Here is a 17,542-nt window from a genome sequence, read left to right as displayed (position 1 = left end):
TTTTGTTTTATTACCTAATCTACATTATGAGATAGGGCATACAGGGGAATCTGCTTTAAAGTCAGTCGAATCGGTGATTAAAGAAGTGACGAGCAGTAATCCATCCATTGATGGTAAACGGGTAGGTTTAATAGGGCACTCGTTTGGTGGATACGAAACTGCATTTATTGCGACAAAATCAAAACTAATCAAAGCAGCAGTTGCAGGAGGAACTGTCACTGATTTGCAGACATGGTCGCATGATGTACAAGGTAATGGATGGGATACCGATCAGTTTTGGCGTACAGAGAGTCATCAATCTAGGATGGGAGAGAACTATTATAATGCAAAAGAAAATTATAAAAATAATTCCCCTTTGGATCAAGTTGAACAGATGACGACTCCATTGTTACTATGGGCGGGCAAAGAAGATTTCAACACCCATTGGTACCAAAGTAAATTTCTTTTTATGGGAATGAAACGCTTGAATAAAAAAGGTCAATTGGTTTTGTTTGAAAATGAAGGGCATTATATTATGAAGCCCGGAAATCAACGTACATTGTCGGAGTTGATTATGAAGTGGTTTGACCATTATTTGAAGTAAATTATAAGAAAGGAGTGTACTTCTACACTCCTTTCCTTTGTCATTATGGACGATGAGTCATTGGTACACTACAAAATGTATCGTTGTTAAAACGAAAGATTTGTGGTCCAGACGAATTCAGATAAGTACAAGGTATATTTTCAATATTGTTACAATCTTGGTCAACAGGTTCACATTTACTGGTTAATGTATTGAAAATGTAACCATTTACAAATGCATCTTTTTTTGATGATTGAGCTTCAGTGGCAAATGCAAAAGCAACTGCCATCATTCCTACCCCAATTGGTAGAATTTTTTTTAAAAAAATTGTTTTCATTTTGTATTATTTTAATGTGGTGGCTTACTCTTTTGTACAGGTTTTCAGCCTTTCCCTGCATTGCGCAATTTATTTTTTTATGTCTTTTATTTTATACATCCACAGTTGATTGTCAACTATCCCAATCAAATAATTTTGATAAGCCATAAATTGTTGCATGGTTTGTTGTGGTTGATGATAAAAATAAAAGCTGTGTTGGTAACGGTTATTTTTATAGTCGTACTGATCAATGATGGTCATTCCTTTTGATAGGTCATCTTTTTCGAATCTTCCCATACGGTCGCTTACAATAAAATAAGAATTGTGGTTGGCAGTTGCGGTTAGATTAACCATAATGGTTTTGCTTCCTAATTTGTATTCTTTACTTTTTTCGAAATAGGCTAAATCAATTTGTGCTTTGGAAATGGTATCAATGGTTTTATTGTGCACAATTGGCTGTAAATTTTGATCAAGAACAATGTATTGGTTTCTGTAATAATAGAGATAGGTATAGAGATGGGCTTGGTTATTCCATTGCAATAGTCCATCTGTATCAAAGGTTCCATTGATTTGTTTGACTAAAATATCTTCTTTTGGTGTGAACATAAGTTGATTAGGTTTCAGTTTAATTTCACCTAGTATCGTAGTATTTGTTTTGGTGCTCGCTGTTACCACTGCGATAGTTGCAGAATCTTTTGGTACAAATTGATTGAAATAAATTTTTTCTTTGAAAAGGGTTGAGGCTTTCCAATTTGTTATTTTACCTCTAAATAAAATAGGCACAGTACCGTCTCCAACAAAGAAGTAGGGTGGTTGAACGACAATTCGAACCCGTTTGTATGGTAAGTTGTATTGGTCGATTATAATTTGATGTGTCTTTTCAGTAAATAAATTAAAATCAATTTCTTTTACATAAAGTGGAGCATTGTAATTCCCTAAATAGATTGCACAACTATCTATACCTGCAATATAATAATCGTTTGAAGGTAGGGTAATTTGTTTAATTTTTTGTAATGCATGTGGGATGTATTTACGAGTAAACGCATTGTTGGTCTGTGATTTTTTTTCGGATAATGCATAAAGTATAGAAACACTTGCAATTCCGATTACTAAAATTCCGAGTTGGTTTAGCCCGTAGTTTTTCCAATTTTCTGAGGTCGCTACCAGTCGAAGTGCACACAATGCAAATCCTACGAATACGAGATTAAAAATTAGATGTTCCGTCCATCCCAACTTTTCTAAAACTCCACCACATGAACAAGGGGTAAAATCCGTGAAATTCAAGATAATGATAATATAGGTAGTGAAGATGGTCATTAAGAAAAGTGAAATCTGTAAGGCTAATTTTCTAGTTCGCTCAAACATCAAGAGAACTGCTGTTAGAAGTTCCAGGATGATCACTCCATACGAAATAGGAATCGCATAACTAGCTAATAAAGGCGATTGTCCCAACTGAGTTTGAAAAGTTTCAAAATCGATGAGTTTACTTACTGCCGCATAGACAAATAAACTTATGTAAAGGTAGCAGATGAGTGTTCTTAAAAAAGGTGCAATTTTTCTCATCTTTATAGTAGTTTTAATTCATAAAAATTAACTTTCTAACATCTAACATCTAACATCTAACATCTAATATTAGTTTTCGTCAACTTCATCATTTTCTGCATCATTTCCTCGTTTCACATAGGGATCCTTATCACGAGGAGGATCGTTTGCTTCATCTAGATATTGAGTACTATCATTCGATACTTTCTCAACAATAAGTAGGTCAACCTTAAGTTGTTCTTTTTTCTGTTCTCAATAATTTCTTCTGTTTCATAATCAACACAACTTGTGATAACAAAACTTCCTACAATAATTAAATAAATACTTTTCATTGATAAGATTTTTTAAGTTTTGAACGAAATTAATTTTAAGAAGTAGGATACCAGATACACAAGTAAGTCATAATCATAAACAGTATGCTGCATTTATAAATTTATACATTCCCATTCCTCATTATTATCAGTCAGAATGCCGTTTACAAAATATTGTATCGAAGACTCAGACGATAATTATACAATCAAAATGAAGTTCTATGTGACAAAATTTTATAAATGAAAGTAAAATATTCTTCGACAAGCTCAGAATGCCAAAATCTGGTACTAAATCTGATTAAAAATAATGTAACCGTAAACTATAAAAAACATCTCTATAATCCCATTAAGAAGATAAATTCCTTCTTTAGAAGGAGTTGAAATTCTAAAACCTTAAATTGATTAGTTGCGAAGACTATGTTGTCTGATATAATATGTTCCTTCAATAATCATAATGTAAAATTTTTGTTTTTTTATAAAGACTTTTATTTCAAATTAAATTTGAAAACTATTAAATAGAGTGTACCTTTGACTTGTGAAACTATGGGCAACTAAAATTTTAATTTTTTTATATATAACAACTTCAACTCAATTGTGTCAGTTATATAAATTGCCTGTGTTTATTTCTCATTTTATTGAACATGATAAAGGAGGAGATTTTTTGGATGAAATGAAAACTTTTTTAGTTCATCATTATGGTGGACATGAGGTTGATGCGGATTGGGAAACTGACCAAAAATTACCTTTCATGAAAGTTGAGTTTGTTCATATCGACTTTTTTTTCTCTCCCATAAAACTCTTCGATGTTTTACATTTAGATAAAGAAATTTCTACGACTTCAATCAAAACATTTGATGAAGATTTCTTATATACTCATTATTTAGATTCTATTTGGCAACCGCCAAAACAAGCGTAATTTTTTTAGATTTTACGATAGATTGATTCTTTCAGTTTATCCAATTTCAGCTATTTACAACTTGTATTTAGCATATTTTTAATCTATACAATTTTACGATGTTAAATAAAATTATTGATTTTTCAATCAAGAATAAATTTATCGTGGGTTTGTTTACGTTGGCTTTGTTGGTATTTGGTATCTACGATGCAACAAAATTACCCATTGATGCACAACCTGATATTACATCTAATCAGGTTCAAATTATCACTGTAGCGCCTTCTTTTAGTGCAGAAGATATAGAACGCTTGGTGACTTTTCCTATCGAACAAGCTAATTCTAATATTGGTGGAATTACCGAAATTCGTAGTTTCTCTCGTTTTGGTTTATCATTGGTAACCATTGTTTTTGATGACAATACAGATGTTTATTGGGCGCGACAACAAGTAAGTGAACGGTTGATTCAGGTTCAAAATGAGATTCCAGAAGGTATTGGTGAACCACAACTTGGTCCAATTTCGACAGGTTTGGGGGAAATCTATCAATACGTTGTTCGTCCTGCCGAAGGTTACGAAGATCAATATGATGAAACTGAATTAAGAACTATTCAAGACTGGATTGTTCGTCGTCAACTTTTGGGCGTTCCTGGAGTAGCGGATGTGAGTAGTTTCGGTGGAAAATTGAAACAATACGAAATAGCGATTGATCCGCAACGTTTACAATCTTTTAATCTGACAATTAATGATTTATTTGATGCACTGAGCGAGAATAATCAAAATACAGGTGGAGCTTATATCGAAAAAGGTCCTACTTCTTTATTTATCCGTTCTGAAGGTTTAATTGGTAAAATAGAAGATATCGAAAATATTTTGGTCAAACGCTCGCAAAGCGGAACACCTATTTTATTGAGAGATGTTGCAGATGTAAAAACTGGTTTTGCTACACGCTATGGTGCAATGACATATAACGATACAGGTGAAGTTTCTGGTGCAATTGTTATGATGTTGAAAGGAGCGAATAGTAACGAAGTGGTGAAGAATGTACAAGAACGCATCGAAGAGATTAAAAAGACGTTACCTGAAGGAGTTGTTATTGAACCTTTCTTAGACCGTAAAAAAATGGTTGACAATACCATTCATACGGTTGAAACAAATTTACTTGAAGGAGCCTTAATCGTTGTCTTTATTTTAGTGCTTTTCTTAGGAAATTTACGTGCTGGTTTTATTGTAGCTTCTGTTATTCCTCTAGCCTTATTATTCGCGATTATTATGATGAATATTTTTGGTGTAGGTGGAAACTTGATGAGTCTAGGCGCATTAGATTTCGGATTAATTGTTGACGGAGCTGTGATTATTGTAGAAGCGGCGATGCATCAGTTAGCACACAACAAAAAGTTTGGGTTGAAGAACAAATTAACACAAACAGAAATGGATCAAACAGTTGGTTCTTCAGCTAAAAAAATGGTGAATTCGGCTGTTTTTGGTCAAATTATTATTCTAATTGTTTATTTACCAATTTTTACTTTACAAGGAATAGAAGGGAAAATGTTCAAACCAATGGCGCAAACAGTTGCTTTTGCATTGATTGGTGCATTTATTCTTTCGTTGACTTATGTTCCGATGATGACCAGCTTATTCTTAAGTAAAAAGAAGAAAGTGAAACCAAATTTATCGGATCGTGTAATGGCTAAAATTGAGATTTTCCATCAGAAATGTTTAATCAAAGCCTTAAAAGTTCGTACTATTATTTTAGCAATTGTGCTTTCTCTATTTGCTATTGCTGTTTTTGTGATGTCTCGTTTAGGTGGAGAATTTATTCCAGCTTTAGAAGAAGGCGATTTTGCTGTAGAAGCACGTATTTTACCAGGAAGTAATATTACGACAACAATAGAATACACAAATAAAGCAGCTAAAATATTGAAAGATCGTTTCCCTGAAGTTGAAATGGTTGTGACAAAAATTGGGAGTGGAGAGATTCCTACCGAGCCAATGCCAATGGATGCAGGAGATATGATTATTGTACTGAAACCTAAAAAAGAATGGACTTCTGCCACAACTTTTCCAGAATTATCGGATAAAATGAGTAAAGCTTTGGAAGATGTTCCAGGACTTTCAACGGGATTTCAATTTCCTGTTCAGATGCGTTTTAACGAATTAATGACAGGAGCACGACAAGATGTGGTGGTGAAAATATTTGGTGAAAATTTAGATAGTTTAGCCAATAATGCAGATAAATTAGGAAAAATAATCAATACTGTAAAAGGAGCGCAAGACTTATATATCGAACCAATTAATGGAATTCCGCAAGTTGTGATTGAGTTTGATCGTGCTTTATTAGCGCAATATGGATTGAGTATTGGAGAAGCAAATCGAATTATTAATATGGCTTTTGCAGGACAATCTACTGGAATGGTTTTCGAAGGTGAAAAACGTTTTGATATGGTGGTTCGTTTAGCAGAAGATAAACGCGAAAATATAGAAGATATTCGAAATTTATTGATTCCTACTGCTTCTGGAATTCAGATTCCATTGAATCAACTGGCAAAAGTAGATTATAAAAATACGCCAAATCAAATTCAGCGCGAAGATGCAAAACGTAGAATTGTTGTTGGATTTAACGTAAAAGGACGCGATATAGAGAGTGTTGTGCTAGAGTTGCAACAAAAGGTTGATGCTCAAGTCAAACTTCCTACAGGTTATTATACAACCTACGGTGGAGCTTTCGAAAATTTGAATCATGCTAAAGCTCGCTTAGGTATCGCTGTTCCAGTCGCCTTGGTTTTGATTTTTGTCTTGTTATTTTTTGCATTCAAATCAATCAAAGAAAGTTTATTAATTTATACAGCTATTCCGCTTTCTTCAATCGGTGGAATACTATTCTTAGCTGCGCGAGATATGCCTTTTAGTATTAGTGCTGGAGTTGGATTTATAGCCCTTTTTGGAATTGCAGTTCTAAACGGAATTGTATTAATCTCAGAATACAATCGTCTACGTGATAACGGAATTAAGAATACAACTCGAATTATTATTATGGGAACACGAACTCGTCTTCGTCCCGTCCTAATGACAGCCGCTGTAGCCTCTTTAGGTTTCTTACCAATGGCTCTTAGTAATGGTTCGGGCGCAGAAGTTCAACGTCCATTAGCAACTGTTGTCATCGGAGGATTAATGGGTGCAACTTTTCTTACCCTTTTTGTTTTACCAATTTTATATGTTATGTTCGAAAATATTCATTTTAAAAAGAAATCAACTCGTCATAAATCATTTCCTACAGCTATTTTATTAGTTTTGTTTGGAGCAACTGCCAATGCGCAAGAGCGTATGAGTTTTGATGAGGTTGTCAAATTAGCCGATGCGAATAACCTCGAAATTAAACAAGCAGAATTGACTACTGTTTATCATGAGAAAAATGTATTTGCCAATCGTTCACTTTCACCTTTAGATATAGCTGCGGAATTTGGACAAGTGAATTCGGGTGAATTTGATAACAAATTTACTATTTCGCAATCGTTTCAATTTCCTGTGGTTTTTAAACGCCAAAAAGCTTTGAACGAACAAATGATCAGTACTTCTAAAGCAAATGAACAATTGGCGAAAGTTGAAGTTAAACAACGATTAGCCAATTTGTATGTCAATATGCAAAATACAGAATATCAACAAGATTTATTGAAAGATAATGAATTGATTTACCAAGAGTTTTTGAAGAAAGCAAATTTACGTTTGAAGAAAGGTGAATCAAACAGAAGTGAGGTTTCAACAGCTATTATTCAGTTGAAATCGATTCAAAATCAATTGAGATTAGTTGAGAATGAATTAGAAAATGAATCAAGACAAATTCAATTTTTAACCAATTCATCATTCAAAATTTATCCAACAAAAGATGGTGTAAATTGGAATGAAATTGCAGGATTATCTGTTTCAGATGCACATCCAATGTTAAAATTAGCTGAAGAAAATATTCAGACTTCTACTTTAGAAACTGAAATAGAAAAATCAAAGAAAATTCCAGTTTTAACAGTTGGATATTCAAATCAAAGCTTTTCTGATTTGGACAAAAATCGATACAATTCTTTTCAAGTAGGAGTTGGCTTACCTTTATTTAATAGAGGAATTAATTCGTCAATTGAAGCCTCAAAAGTTAAAACTGATCTTGCAAAACAAGCGTATACTTTACAACAATCGAAGTTGCAACAAGATTTTGATGTTTTAAAAAATAAAGTAAACTCTTACGAAGAAATAGTAGGAGATTTTGAGCAAACTCAACTTCCTGCTGCGAATGATTTACAAAAAACAATTAATCGTCAATTACTAGAAGGAGAGATTAATTTTTTGGATTGGGTGATTCTGAATAATCAAATCATCGAAGTGAAAACAAAGTTTCTAGAAGCAAAGAATCTACGTAATCAGGCTTATGCCGCAATGACTTTTTATACTGCACAATAATATGAAAAAATATATCTTAATGCTTTGTACATCTTTTGTTGTGATGAGTTGTAACAAAGAAGAAACAAAACCTGAAGTAGAGCAAAAAGCAACTATTTCTACTTCAATTTTAAAGTTGACAGATGCTCAATTAAAGAATTTTGAAATTGATACAACCTCTTTACGTCATCAGAATTTACCTACAACTATTCGGCTAAATGCAAAGACGGCAGTAACCCCAGAAAATACTATTTCTATCACCAATGCCTTTGGTGGTTATGTGAAACGAATTGCACTAATTCCAGGAAATTATGTCAATAAAGGACAAGTTTTGGTGGTTTTAGAAGATCCGCAGTATATCCAAATGCAAGAAGATTATCTCACAACAAAAGCTTTGTTAGAGCAGGCTAGTGCAGATTATGTTCGTCAAAAGGATTTGAATGCAGAGCAAGCAGCAAGTGACAAAGTGATGCAACAAGCGAAAGCAACACGTCAATCGTTGATGGTAAAGAAAAGTTCCTTGGAACAGAAACTAAGATTAATGAATATCAATCCTTCCTCAGTTTCGTTGAGTAATATCCGACGTACCATCAATGTTTATGCACCGATTAGCGGAATGGTGAGTCAGGTTTTTGCGAATACAGGACAATATATTTCGCCAGCAGATGCGATGTTAGAAATTATTAATCCAGATCGTTCTTTGTTGAATGTAAAAGTATTTGAAAAGGATCTGAGTAACATTCAGATTGGTCAATTTTTGAAAGCTTATACCAATGCAAAACCAGATCAAAAGTTAGATGCGCAAATCACCTCAATTTCAAATCAAGTGAATGAAGATGGAACGGTTGATGTTTTTGCACGAATTACGAATGCGAATGGTACGCGATTAACAGCGAATATGTATTTCAATATCGAATTGCAAGTGAATTCGCTTGACGCGAATGTTTTACCAGAAGAAGCTGTAATTCAGTTTGAAGGAAAAGACTATGTGTTCGAAAGACAAACTAAAAATCAGTTTCGATTAGTTCTTGTAGAAATAGGAGGTTCTGCGAATAAAATGATTGAAATAAAATCTCCTCAAAATTCAGGAAAAGTCTATGTTTCGAAAGGAGCATATAATCTTTTGACTGCGATGAAAAATAGTGGAGAAGAGGAGTAGGTATTTTTGAAAATATAAAATAAATTAAGAAGCTGAATTCGTTTTCAGCTTCTTATTGTCTTATTGTCTTCATTAGGAGGGTGTTTGGAAAAAGATGTATCGAAGACTTAAACGATATATAACGATTGTAAAAAACTACATTAATAAAATGATTTAAGTTCTAAGTATTGATTTTTCATTCATAAGTTATAAAAAACTTATGAATGAAAAAGATTTTAATAATCAATTTTATTGATTATTATATAATTAAATATGAAAAGTTTCTGAAATTGTTTTTAAAATTATAGTTGTGAACTAGCTATTCTTGTTAGTGATAGATGTATTCTATTTTGCAGCCCAAATTTCGATTTCAATTTTCAGTTCCGGAAGCCCTAATGCAGTTATATATGCAATTGTCATTGAAGGATGATTTTTCTTAAATAAATTTTCCCATTCTTGATCGAAAAACTCCCAATCTATTTCTTCTGTAGCCCAAATATTCACTTTAATTACATTTTCTGCATCCAAATCTTGACTATTCAAAAGTTCTTTTATGTTCTTAAATGTTAAGATAACTTGTTCATTAAAATTTTCGGGTGTTGTACCGTTGTTATCTATTCCAATTTGCCCCGAAAAAGTATATAAATCTGAGTTTCTAGGAATTATTGTAACATGTGAATAGTTTCCAACTGGTGTAGGAATATTGTTAGGGATTAATCGAATTATTTTGTTTGTAGTCATGTTTTAAAATATATTTTTTAGTGAGGATTACTTAAATAAGTTGATTGATGTTTGATTTATATGAATTTTTCAGTATTTTATGAAAACATTTTATTTTTTAGCAAGTTCAAATTAAGTCATCTTCTTCAGATATTCTTATAACATTACCGCTAACATATTATTATACTAAGTAAAATATATTTTCGTTTCATAAAAATACCTATATCTACATTTCATTAATTAAACTCAAATATACAAAAAAAATTATATTTTATACCTTGTTGCGTGAGACAAAAACACTCGCATTAAAAAATTAGCGTAGTTCTATTTTTTATTTTTCTTTATAAGAAAGTACAATTATTAATAGTTGGTCAATCACGACTATTCGCTAAATGCTTTAGTAGTTATATAGATCATATTTATAAACACTTACTTTCAATTTTCTGCAATTCTATTCTTAATGTATCAACAGCTTGTTCCAATTCTTTTTCATTCAATGAAGCAAAGCCAAATCTAAATGCATTTTGTGTTTCATCAATTCTGATGATATGAAGTTTTACGTTTGAATAAAGTTGTTCAACAGGCAAGTCTGACCTTACTTTTAACCAAATAGCCATTCCACCAGTAGGCAATGTATAAGAGACATAATTGTCTAATTTTTCTCTTAACAATACATCTAAAAAATCCATACGTCCGTGATAAATTTTCTTTGCCTTTTTAAGATGTCGTTTTAATTCACCCTCTTTAATCAAGGATGCTAAAGCGTTTTGCATGTATCCATCACCACTCACATCTACTATTTTTCTGAAAGCTGTACATTGTTCTATGAAATTTTTAGGAGCTACCATAAAACCTATACGCAAAGCAGGGTCTAATATTTTGGAAAAAGAGCCTATGTAAATCACGTTTCCACTATGATTACCGCTTGCCAAAGGCAAATATGGTGAAGACGCATAATGATAATCATAATCGTAATCATCTTCAATAATCACAAAAGAATATTGTTGAGATAGTTCTAAAAGTTTCATTCTACGTTCTACGCTTAATGTTACTGTTGTAGGGTAATGGTGGTGGGGAATGACATACACAGCATTAATTTTCTGACGTTTGCAAATCTTTTTGATAGCATCGGTATCAATACCTTTATCATCTACGGTTACCTCAATGATTTTCGCTTCGGTTTCCTCAAATGTTTTATTGGCAATAGGATAATTTGGAACGCCTACAATAATCGTAGATGTATGTCCCAAAAGCAGTTGAGCAGACAAATAAATACTCATTTGTGCTCCGTGCGTAATTAAAATATTATCAGGAAAAATGTTTAACCCTCTTGTTTCTGACAAATAATTAACCAACACTTCCCGAAGTTTCAAAGTCCCCTGTGTTGTTCCAATATTTGCGTTTTTAATAGCATATTTTTTTGAAGTGAGTGAACGATACATTTTTAATAAATCATCTATTGGAGATAATCTTACGTCAGGGTGTCCGTCATCAATAACTACATCAGCATACGAAATACCATTTTCACTAAACTTGTTTTCTTCTATAATTCTAAAAGGTACATTCAAATCATTTTCATAAGGTGTAGACGTATTAGATTCACCCCACTTTTGAGGTTTAAGCAATGGAATATGTTCCGAAACAGCAACGTGTTTTCTTGGAAAAATCATAATCCAATCTTGTGCTTCCAATTCCTCATAACCTGCAATTACGGTCTTTCGGTGTATACCCAATGTTTTGGCTAATTCCCGACTACTTGGTAAGTACGTTCCTGGTTTCAGAGTACCGTTTCTGATTGCGTTAATAATGGATAAGGCAATCTGCCTATAAATAGGGATTTTGCTTTCTTTATCTATGATTATGATATGTTCGTATGGCAACATCGTGGACTACCTTTTTTTTGTAAATTGGACTACAAATATAGTCCTGTTTGTAAATACTTTTGACTTATCAATTAAAATAATTTTAAAACAATGGAGTTCAACATCAAAAAAGTAGGTCTAAACGATTTAGACACCACAGCAAAATTATTTAACCTTTATCGGATTTTCTATCGTCAAGCGGACGATTACGAAAAGTGTAAGCAATTCATTAAGGAACGAATGGACAACGACCAATCAAACATTTTTGTCGTGTATGCAGACGGCAAAGCTGTTGGTTTTGTGCAGTTGTACAAATTGTATCATTACATCAAATTAGCAAAGCAATGGTTATTGAGCGATTTGTTTGTACACCCCGATTACAGAGGCAAAGGGCTTTCGGTAGCATTGATAGACAGAGCAAAACAATGGTGCGATGAAACTGGTGCTTGCGGGCTAATGCTTGAAACTGAAAAAACAAACGACATTGGCAATCAATTATATCCACGTTGCGGTTTTGAATATGACGGTAAGCACAATTATTACTATTGGTGGAAGTAACACAATGGGCAGACTTAATCGGTTCGCCCTTTTCAAAAAAATGGTCGGGTAGTCGAGTGGTCAGACAAGGGTACGCAATATCTTTTGCAGTGGTTCGAATCCATTCCCGACCTCAATATTATTTTATATTTCAATGAATGTATTTAACCTTATCATAAACGACAAAGAGCAGGTATCATTAAACGATATATTTCTGGATGAAGCCAACAGACAAAAGTTTGAACAGCTGATAAAGGAACATAAATACAATGAAGAATTAAGCCAATACGGACTGCCTGTAAATAATAAAATATTGCTTCACGGTAATTCGGGTTGTGGCAAAACAATGACCGCCAAAGCTATTGCAAATACGTTAGGCAAAAATATTCTCATACTCAATTTGAGTAATGTAGTATGTTCACGTATAGGCGAAACATCGCAGAACATCAAACAGGTATTTGACAAAGCAGGTCGGGAAAAAGCCGTTTTGTTTTTAGATGAATTTGACCAAATCGCAAAAGCAAGAGGTAACGATGATAAAGACGTAGGCGAAATGCGAAGATTGGTAAATACCTTAATACAGTTGATAGACTACTATCCCGAAAAGGCATTATTACTATGTGCAACCAACCACCCAGAAATTATTGATACAGCTTTGTTAAGGCGGTTTCAGCTACGGATAAATTTTGAAATACCAATACCCGAAGTTTTAGACGAGTATTACAACAAGCTATTATCCCGATTTCCAGTAGCGTTACAGAACATAGAACGTAAATACAACGTTTCATTTGCAGAAGCCAAAGACCATACGTTTACGGCTGTAAAAACGATACTGATAAAAGAATTGGAAGAAAAATCAATCTGTCAAACCGAAACGATATCCCATCTGCAATAAAGAGAAACAAAATAGTAAGAATTTAAAACGGACAAATGGAAAATGAAATACAAATCAGAGAAATGAAAGAGCAGGATATTCCAGAACTTTTGCGGTTAATGGAAGCGATTGTTGTATATGAGGGCGATACAGATTTTAGCCTTTCAGAAAACGACTTGTTAAGTCGTGGATTTGGAACAAACCCTCAATTCGGTGCTATCGTTGCAGAGACAGGGAACAGTAAACTTGTAGGTATTGCTGTTTATTATACCATTCCTTTTATGCACAATCTAAAACCTTCTTTAATGCTTAAATGGTTATATGTCGATACTAACCAAAGAGGCAAAAATATTGGTAAAAGATTACTGAAAGGTCTTGCTCAATATGCCCTCAATAATGGATATAAAAAATTTAATTGGTTAGTTCTTGCCAATAATATTAACGCTCAGAAATTTTATAAAAGTTTGGGGTCAAAGCCAGATGATAAATGGATACGGTGGACTATTACTCCCGAAAAAATGGAAGCATTAGCAAAGTAATAACCTTTTAATACTAGGAAGTATGAACGAAGAAATTTTAAACAATATTACCGATATTCGGAAGCGAATAAATAATGCCTGTATAAATAGTAACAGAAATTCTAATGAGATAAAACTGTTATTGGCAACCAAAACTGTACCTGCCGAACGTATAAAAATTGCATTACAAGCAGGATATACATTAATAGCCGAAAACAAGGTACAGGAACTTAAAGAGAAAAACGAATCATTAAAAGAAATTCTGCACACTAATCATTTCATTGGGCATTTGCAAACAAACAAAATTAAAGATCTTTTGAAATATAATGTATCCTGTATTCAATCGCTTGATCGTTGGGATCTAGCAAAAAAAATCCATCAACGATTAGAATTTGAAAACAAAACCATAGAAGTGTTAATACAAGTAAATACTTCTTTTGAAGAAAGCAAATTTGGTGTTGGTCCCGATAATGCAATAGAACTAGTAAAGCAGGTAGCAAAGTTGGAAACTCTAAAAATAAAAGGTTTGATGACCATAGGTTTATTTAGTGCCGAAACCGAAAAGGTGCGTAAGTGTTTTCGATTGCTCAAAGATGTTCAACAGAAAATTGTGGCTTTAAACCTACCTAACGTAGAAATGCAGGAATTGTCAATGGGAATGAGTGGAGATATGGAAATAGCCATTGAGGAGGGAGCAACGATTATAAGAGTGGGCACAGCAATATTTGGAAAAAGAATTTATCCCGACAGTTATTATTGGAATGAGACTATAAAATAAATTTGGTTATATACATTATATTTCTTGAATACCTTTTCCGTCCGAGAGTCTCAGGAAACGGTTTTCTTGGTGGCCGAGGTTCTCGAAGTCACATTTTTAATTCCATTAATGTATCTCCTTTCAATTCCATCTGTTGGAATATTTTGACCGCCTTCTTTTACGCGAGTTTTAACATGTTATTTAGCTAGCTCTCAATTTTTTAGCCAAAAGAAAAGTAGTGTAGTATTGTAACCTTTCTTTATCATAGGAACTTTCATTTGTAGCCTAACCGCTAACATTATTCTATACAAAGACTATATATACAAAACCTTTGTAAAATACTTTATTGTATAGTTAGCCAAAATATCCTGATTACATTTTTTATAAACTACGGTTTCACGTAAATCAGATTGTAACGCTCTATGTAGTTTTGTTGTATCAAGAAAATTAATTGCGATGGGAATATTTGATTTTTTAAAAAAGAAAGAATTTGATAAAATTTCTGAACTCGAAAAAAAGATTATTAGTTTAGAAAATACTAATTCTGAATTGAACTCTAATCTAACTAGATATAACGGAATACTAGATGTAGAATTCTATATAAAAACAGAAAAAGAAAATCAACTATAGAATCAATTGAAATGATTGAAGAAGAATTCCCAACGAGTTTAATGTAATTCTAATATAAAGACTACTTAACGTTAGAAAAAAAACGTTTTATATGCCGAATTTACATTTTACTTTTAAACAATATAGATGTGTTAATTCGTTATTAAAATAAACTTACATTGTTATGTTTCCATAAGGATCAGATTTTAATAAAAGAATTTTGGCATTAGGATACATTGAGTAATAATTATAATCTATCTTCACGAAATCTGAAATCATAGTAAAACCACCGTCATCTGTCGCTAACACATCAACTCCTGCAGTGTATGAATAATCAAAAGCAATTGTTTTTTGCCATAGCTTTTTACCTTCTGGAGATAAATTAATGTATCTTATATCTGAGAACCCCATAGATCTATTATTATCTTTACCTGTAACCAATATATCTGAATTTGATAATTCAGTAACCGAAAATTGTGCAATTTCATCTGATAGGAAAGAGTGTTCCCATATAAAATTACCACTTTGATCAATTTTCTTTATAATATCAAATCTTTTATCATAAGCTCCCATCCAATGTCCCTGAATAATGAAATTTTCATCCTTTGTATTAATTATTTTTATTGGAAAACAATAACCATCGCCAAATTTTTTTTCGAAAATTTTATTACCATTCATATCAATTTTAAACAACCAAAATTTAGCATTAGAATATGTACCATTTTGGTCTTCAAGACGAGTATCTCCAAACATAATCATGTTATTATTCTTATCAAATGCTAAATCTAAAATATTATTATAATAATCTAATTCGTATGACTTATGCCATAATATGTTTTTATTTGGAGAAAACTTTACAGCAACACCTTTTATATCATCCATAAATTCTGAATGCATATGATTTCCAACAACAACCAAATTATTTTGTTGATCATACTTTAAAGACTCTAATAAAATATACTGATCGTATCCATATATTTCTCTAAAATCTTTTTGCCATATTTTATTGCCATTTTTATCTAATTGAACTACATAGTGTTGGTACGTGAAAATAGATCCATTATTAGAATTAATAATTTCAACAGGTTTATTTAATGTTTGATAAAAATCTGGATCTGAAAAAGTATAATATTTATTCCAAATTAAATCGCCTTCAGCATTAATTTTAAACACAAATACTGAACGAGAGAATATACCAGAAACCAAATAATGATTATCCTCTGTTAAAGTAATTGATGATAATTCACCATGATATTTATTTGGACCATAATCATAATCCTTCATAAATTTCAAGTAATATTTGAAAGTTATAAATTTAAAATATTCTCTTGTTTCATTACCATGACTGTCTTTTGCTATTATATAACCAGAGTAGTTTTTTAATTCTTCAAGATTTTGAAAATTAGCTTCTAAATCAATTAGATCTGAGAAAATTTTTACATTTTCTAGATAAATATCATATTTGACAGGATCGTTATCTGGGTCAATTGCAGCATTCCAAATTATTTTAGCACTAGAATGTGACACATTTTTAATTGTTATCTCAAAGTTTTTTGGAGCTTGATTTACTTTTGTTACATCATCTTTTATATCTAATTTATCGTCTTCATTTGTACAAGAAAACAAAAAGCCAATTGAAAAAAAAAGAAATATTTTAATATACTGCATTCTTATAAATTAAGTGAAAAAACACTTTTACAATAGCAAATAAAGGATAAAATTAAATAATTAACAAAATTATTTTTTGCATCGAGTATCATTCAGAAGAAGAAAAAGCAAAAAGAGAATTTGAGAAAGCTCAAAAAGAAGCAGAAAAAGAAGAAGCCTATTTCCAAAAAGCTTTAGAAAAGGTAAGAAAGGAGCAAGGGCTTAATAATTCCGAAGAATTAAAATTACAAATAGAGCAACTCGAAAAAGAATTGGAAGAGGCAAGGTTAAAAAAGGAAAGAGCTTTATCTATGGCTCAACAAACCAAGAGAGGACATGTGTATATTATTTCAAATATTGGTTCTTTTGGAGAAAATGTATTTAAAATAGGAATGACAAGAAGGTTAGAACCTTTGGATAGGGTACGAGAACTAGGAGATGCCTCAGTTCCATTTCGATTTGATGTTCATGCTATGATTTATAGTGATGAAGCCAGAACCTTAGAATATGAATTGCATAAAGCTTTTGCAGATAGAGCTGTCAATTTATTTAACTATAGAAGAGAGTTTTTTAATGTAACTCTTCAAGAAATTAAAGAAAAGATACTAGAGTTAGGCTTTGAAGCTGAATTTATAACAGACGCGGAGGCTATGGAATATAGAGAATCACTATTACTAAAAGAACAATCAAAAAATAGAAGCTATTGAAACGATTGAAAAGAAGTGAAACGAATTTTTTATAAACTTACGGTTTCACGTAAATCAGATTGTAACGCTCTATGTACTTTCGTTAGATCAAGAAAATTAATTGTAATGGGAATATTTGATTTTTTA

The 17,542-nt window shown here is 32.1% G+C and carries 15 protein-coding genes and 1 tRNA gene; 11 read left to right on the top strand and 5 right to left on the bottom strand.

Translation table 11 applies throughout. The features are described from left to right. The first annotated feature begins 31 nt into the window (after positions 1-31). Positions 32-583, top strand: a complete 552-nt coding sequence (locus tag B2217_RS16685; protein WP_291123301.1) for an alpha/beta hydrolase family protein — start codon at positions 32-34, stop codon at positions 581-583. Between the two features lie 43 nt (positions 584-626). Here B2217_RS16685 and B2217_RS16680 read toward each other — a convergent pair whose 3' ends face one another. Beyond that, complete coding sequence (locus tag B2217_RS16680; RefSeq protein WP_180906491.1) at positions 627-899, bottom strand: DUF6520 family protein; 273 nt, start codon at positions 897-899, stop codon at positions 627-629. Between the two features lie 69 nt (positions 900-968). Next, complete coding sequence (locus B2217_RS16675; RefSeq protein ID WP_280046353.1) at positions 969-2,441, bottom strand: MauE/DoxX family redox-associated membrane protein; 1,473 nt, start codon at positions 2,439-2,441, stop codon at positions 969-971. A gap of 900 nt (positions 2,442-3,341) precedes the next feature. On the opposite strand from B2217_RS16675, the gene B2217_RS16670 reads away from it, so the two are divergent. From B2217_RS16670 to B2217_RS16660, 3 genes are all read left to right on the top strand, one after another. Beyond that, a complete protein-coding gene (locus B2217_RS16670; RefSeq protein ID WP_152606051.1) occupies positions 3,342-3,647 on the top strand; it encodes a hypothetical protein in 306 nt (101 codons plus the stop codon). A 98-nt stretch (positions 3,648-3,745) separates the two neighbouring features. Then, the gene (locus tag B2217_RS16665; RefSeq protein ID WP_291123298.1) at positions 3,746-8,068 is read left to right on the top strand and encodes a CusA/CzcA family heavy metal efflux RND transporter; all 4,323 of its coding nucleotides are present in this window, start codon (positions 3,746-3,748) and stop codon (positions 8,066-8,068) included. A 1-nt stretch (position 8,069) separates the two neighbouring features. After that, positions 8,070-9,206, top strand: a complete 1,137-nt coding sequence (locus B2217_RS16660; protein WP_280046364.1) for an efflux RND transporter periplasmic adaptor subunit — start codon at positions 8,070-8,072, stop codon at positions 9,204-9,206. 324 nt (positions 9,207-9,530) lie between these two features. Here B2217_RS16660 and B2217_RS16655 read toward each other — a convergent pair whose 3' ends face one another. Both B2217_RS16655 and B2217_RS16650 read right to left on the bottom strand, forming a co-directional pair. Next, positions 9,531-9,926: a RidA family protein gene (locus tag B2217_RS16655; protein ID WP_180906496.1), complete on the bottom strand. Its 396-nt coding sequence runs from the start codon at positions 9,924-9,926 to the stop codon at positions 9,531-9,533. A gap of 398 nt (positions 9,927-10,324) precedes the next feature. Then, positions 10,325-11,788: a PLP-dependent aminotransferase family protein gene (locus tag B2217_RS16650; RefSeq protein WP_180906497.1), complete on the bottom strand. Its 1,464-nt coding sequence runs from the start codon at positions 11,786-11,788 to the stop codon at positions 10,325-10,327. Between the two features lie 90 nt (positions 11,789-11,878). Here B2217_RS16650 and B2217_RS16645 point away from each other — a divergent pair, with 90 nt between their 5' ends. From B2217_RS16645 to B2217_RS16615, 6 genes are all read left to right on the top strand, one after another. Then, complete coding sequence (locus B2217_RS16645; protein ID WP_180906498.1) at positions 11,879-12,325, top strand: GNAT family N-acetyltransferase; 447 nt, start codon at positions 11,879-11,881, stop codon at positions 12,323-12,325. Positions 12,326-12,367: 42 nt separating this feature from the next. Next, a tRNA-Cys gene (locus B2217_RS16640) sits at positions 12,368-12,438 on the top strand. 20 nt (positions 12,439-12,458) lie between these two features. Beyond that, positions 12,459-13,199, top strand: a complete 741-nt coding sequence (locus tag B2217_RS16635; RefSeq protein WP_286500688.1) for an AAA family ATPase — start codon at positions 12,459-12,461, stop codon at positions 13,197-13,199. A gap of 35 nt (positions 13,200-13,234) precedes the next feature. Further along, entirely contained in the window at positions 13,235-13,717 is a 483-nt protein-coding gene (locus B2217_RS16630) for a GNAT family N-acetyltransferase (protein ID WP_180906500.1), read from the top strand. 22 nt (positions 13,718-13,739) lie between these two features. Then, positions 13,740-14,474 (top strand): YggS family pyridoxal phosphate-dependent enzyme, encoded by a 735-nt coding sequence (locus B2217_RS16625; RefSeq protein ID WP_180906501.1) that lies wholly within the window; start codon positions 13,740-13,742, stop codon positions 14,472-14,474. Between the two features lie 435 nt (positions 14,475-14,909). Continuing rightward, complete coding sequence (locus B2217_RS16615) at positions 14,910-15,083, top strand: hypothetical protein (RefSeq protein WP_180906502.1); 174 nt, start codon at positions 14,910-14,912, stop codon at positions 15,081-15,083. 153 nt (positions 15,084-15,236) lie between these two features. Here B2217_RS16615 and B2217_RS16610 read toward each other — a convergent pair whose 3' ends face one another. Beyond that, a complete protein-coding gene (locus B2217_RS16610) occupies positions 15,237-16,730 on the bottom strand; it encodes a hypothetical protein (protein ID WP_280046553.1) in 1,494 nt (497 codons plus the stop codon). A 251-nt stretch (positions 16,731-16,981) separates the two neighbouring features. Here B2217_RS16610 and B2217_RS16605 point away from each other — a divergent pair, with 251 nt between their 5' ends. Beyond that, the gene (locus tag B2217_RS16605; protein WP_280046554.1) at positions 16,982-17,416 is read left to right on the top strand and encodes a GIY-YIG nuclease family protein; all 435 of its coding nucleotides are present in this window, start codon (positions 16,982-16,984) and stop codon (positions 17,414-17,416) included. Positions 17,417-17,542: the final 126 nt, after the last annotated feature.

The organism is Empedobacter sp. UBA7620 (assembly GCF_002484185.1).
Classification (GTDB): Bacteria; Bacteroidota; Bacteroidia; order Flavobacteriales; family Weeksellaceae; genus Empedobacter; species Empedobacter falsenii_C.
The sequence above is the reverse complement of the archived record's forward strand: the minus strand, read 5'-3'. Positions and strand labels throughout refer to the sequence as shown.

What these genes read in the sequence shown, in the direction of transcription:
- B2217_RS16610 (WP_280046553.1), bottom strand. Translation starts at nt 16,730, where the DNA reads ATGCAGTATATTAAAATATTTCTTTTTTTTTCAATTGGCTTTTTGTTT.
- B2217_RS16665 (WP_291123298.1), top strand. Translation starts at nt 3,746, where the DNA reads ATGTTAAATAAAATTATTGATTTTTCAATCAAGAATAAATTTATCGTG.
- B2217_RS16625 (WP_180906501.1), top strand. Translation starts at nt 13,740, where the DNA reads ATGAACGAAGAAATTTTAAACAATATTACCGATATTCGGAAGCGAATA.
- B2217_RS16655 (WP_180906496.1), bottom strand. Translation starts at nt 9,926, where the DNA reads ATGACTACAAACAAAATAATTCGATTAATCCCTAACAATATTCCTACA.
- B2217_RS16645 (WP_180906498.1), top strand. Translation starts at nt 11,879, where the DNA reads ATGGAGTTCAACATCAAAAAAGTAGGTCTAAACGATTTAGACACCACA.
- B2217_RS16660 (WP_280046364.1), top strand. Translation starts at nt 8,070, where the DNA reads ATGAAAAAATATATCTTAATGCTTTGTACATCTTTTGTTGTGATGAGT.
- B2217_RS16675 (WP_280046353.1), bottom strand. Translation starts at nt 2,441, where the DNA reads ATGAGAAAAATTGCACCTTTTTTAAGAACACTCATCTGCTACCTTTAC.
- B2217_RS16630 (WP_180906500.1), top strand. Translation starts at nt 13,235, where the DNA reads ATGGAAAATGAAATACAAATCAGAGAAATGAAAGAGCAGGATATTCCA.
- B2217_RS16635 (WP_286500688.1), top strand. Translation starts at nt 12,459, where the DNA reads ATGAATGTATTTAACCTTATCATAAACGACAAAGAGCAGGTATCATTA.
- B2217_RS16680 (WP_180906491.1), bottom strand. Translation starts at nt 899, where the DNA reads ATGAAAACAATTTTTTTAAAAAAAATTCTACCAATTGGGGTAGGAATG.
- B2217_RS16650 (WP_180906497.1), bottom strand. Translation starts at nt 11,788, where the DNA reads ATGTTGCCATACGAACATATCATAATCATAGATAAAGAAAGCAAAATC.
- B2217_RS16615 (WP_180906502.1), top strand. Translation starts at nt 14,910, where the DNA reads ATGGGAATATTTGATTTTTTAAAAAAGAAAGAATTTGATAAAATTTCT.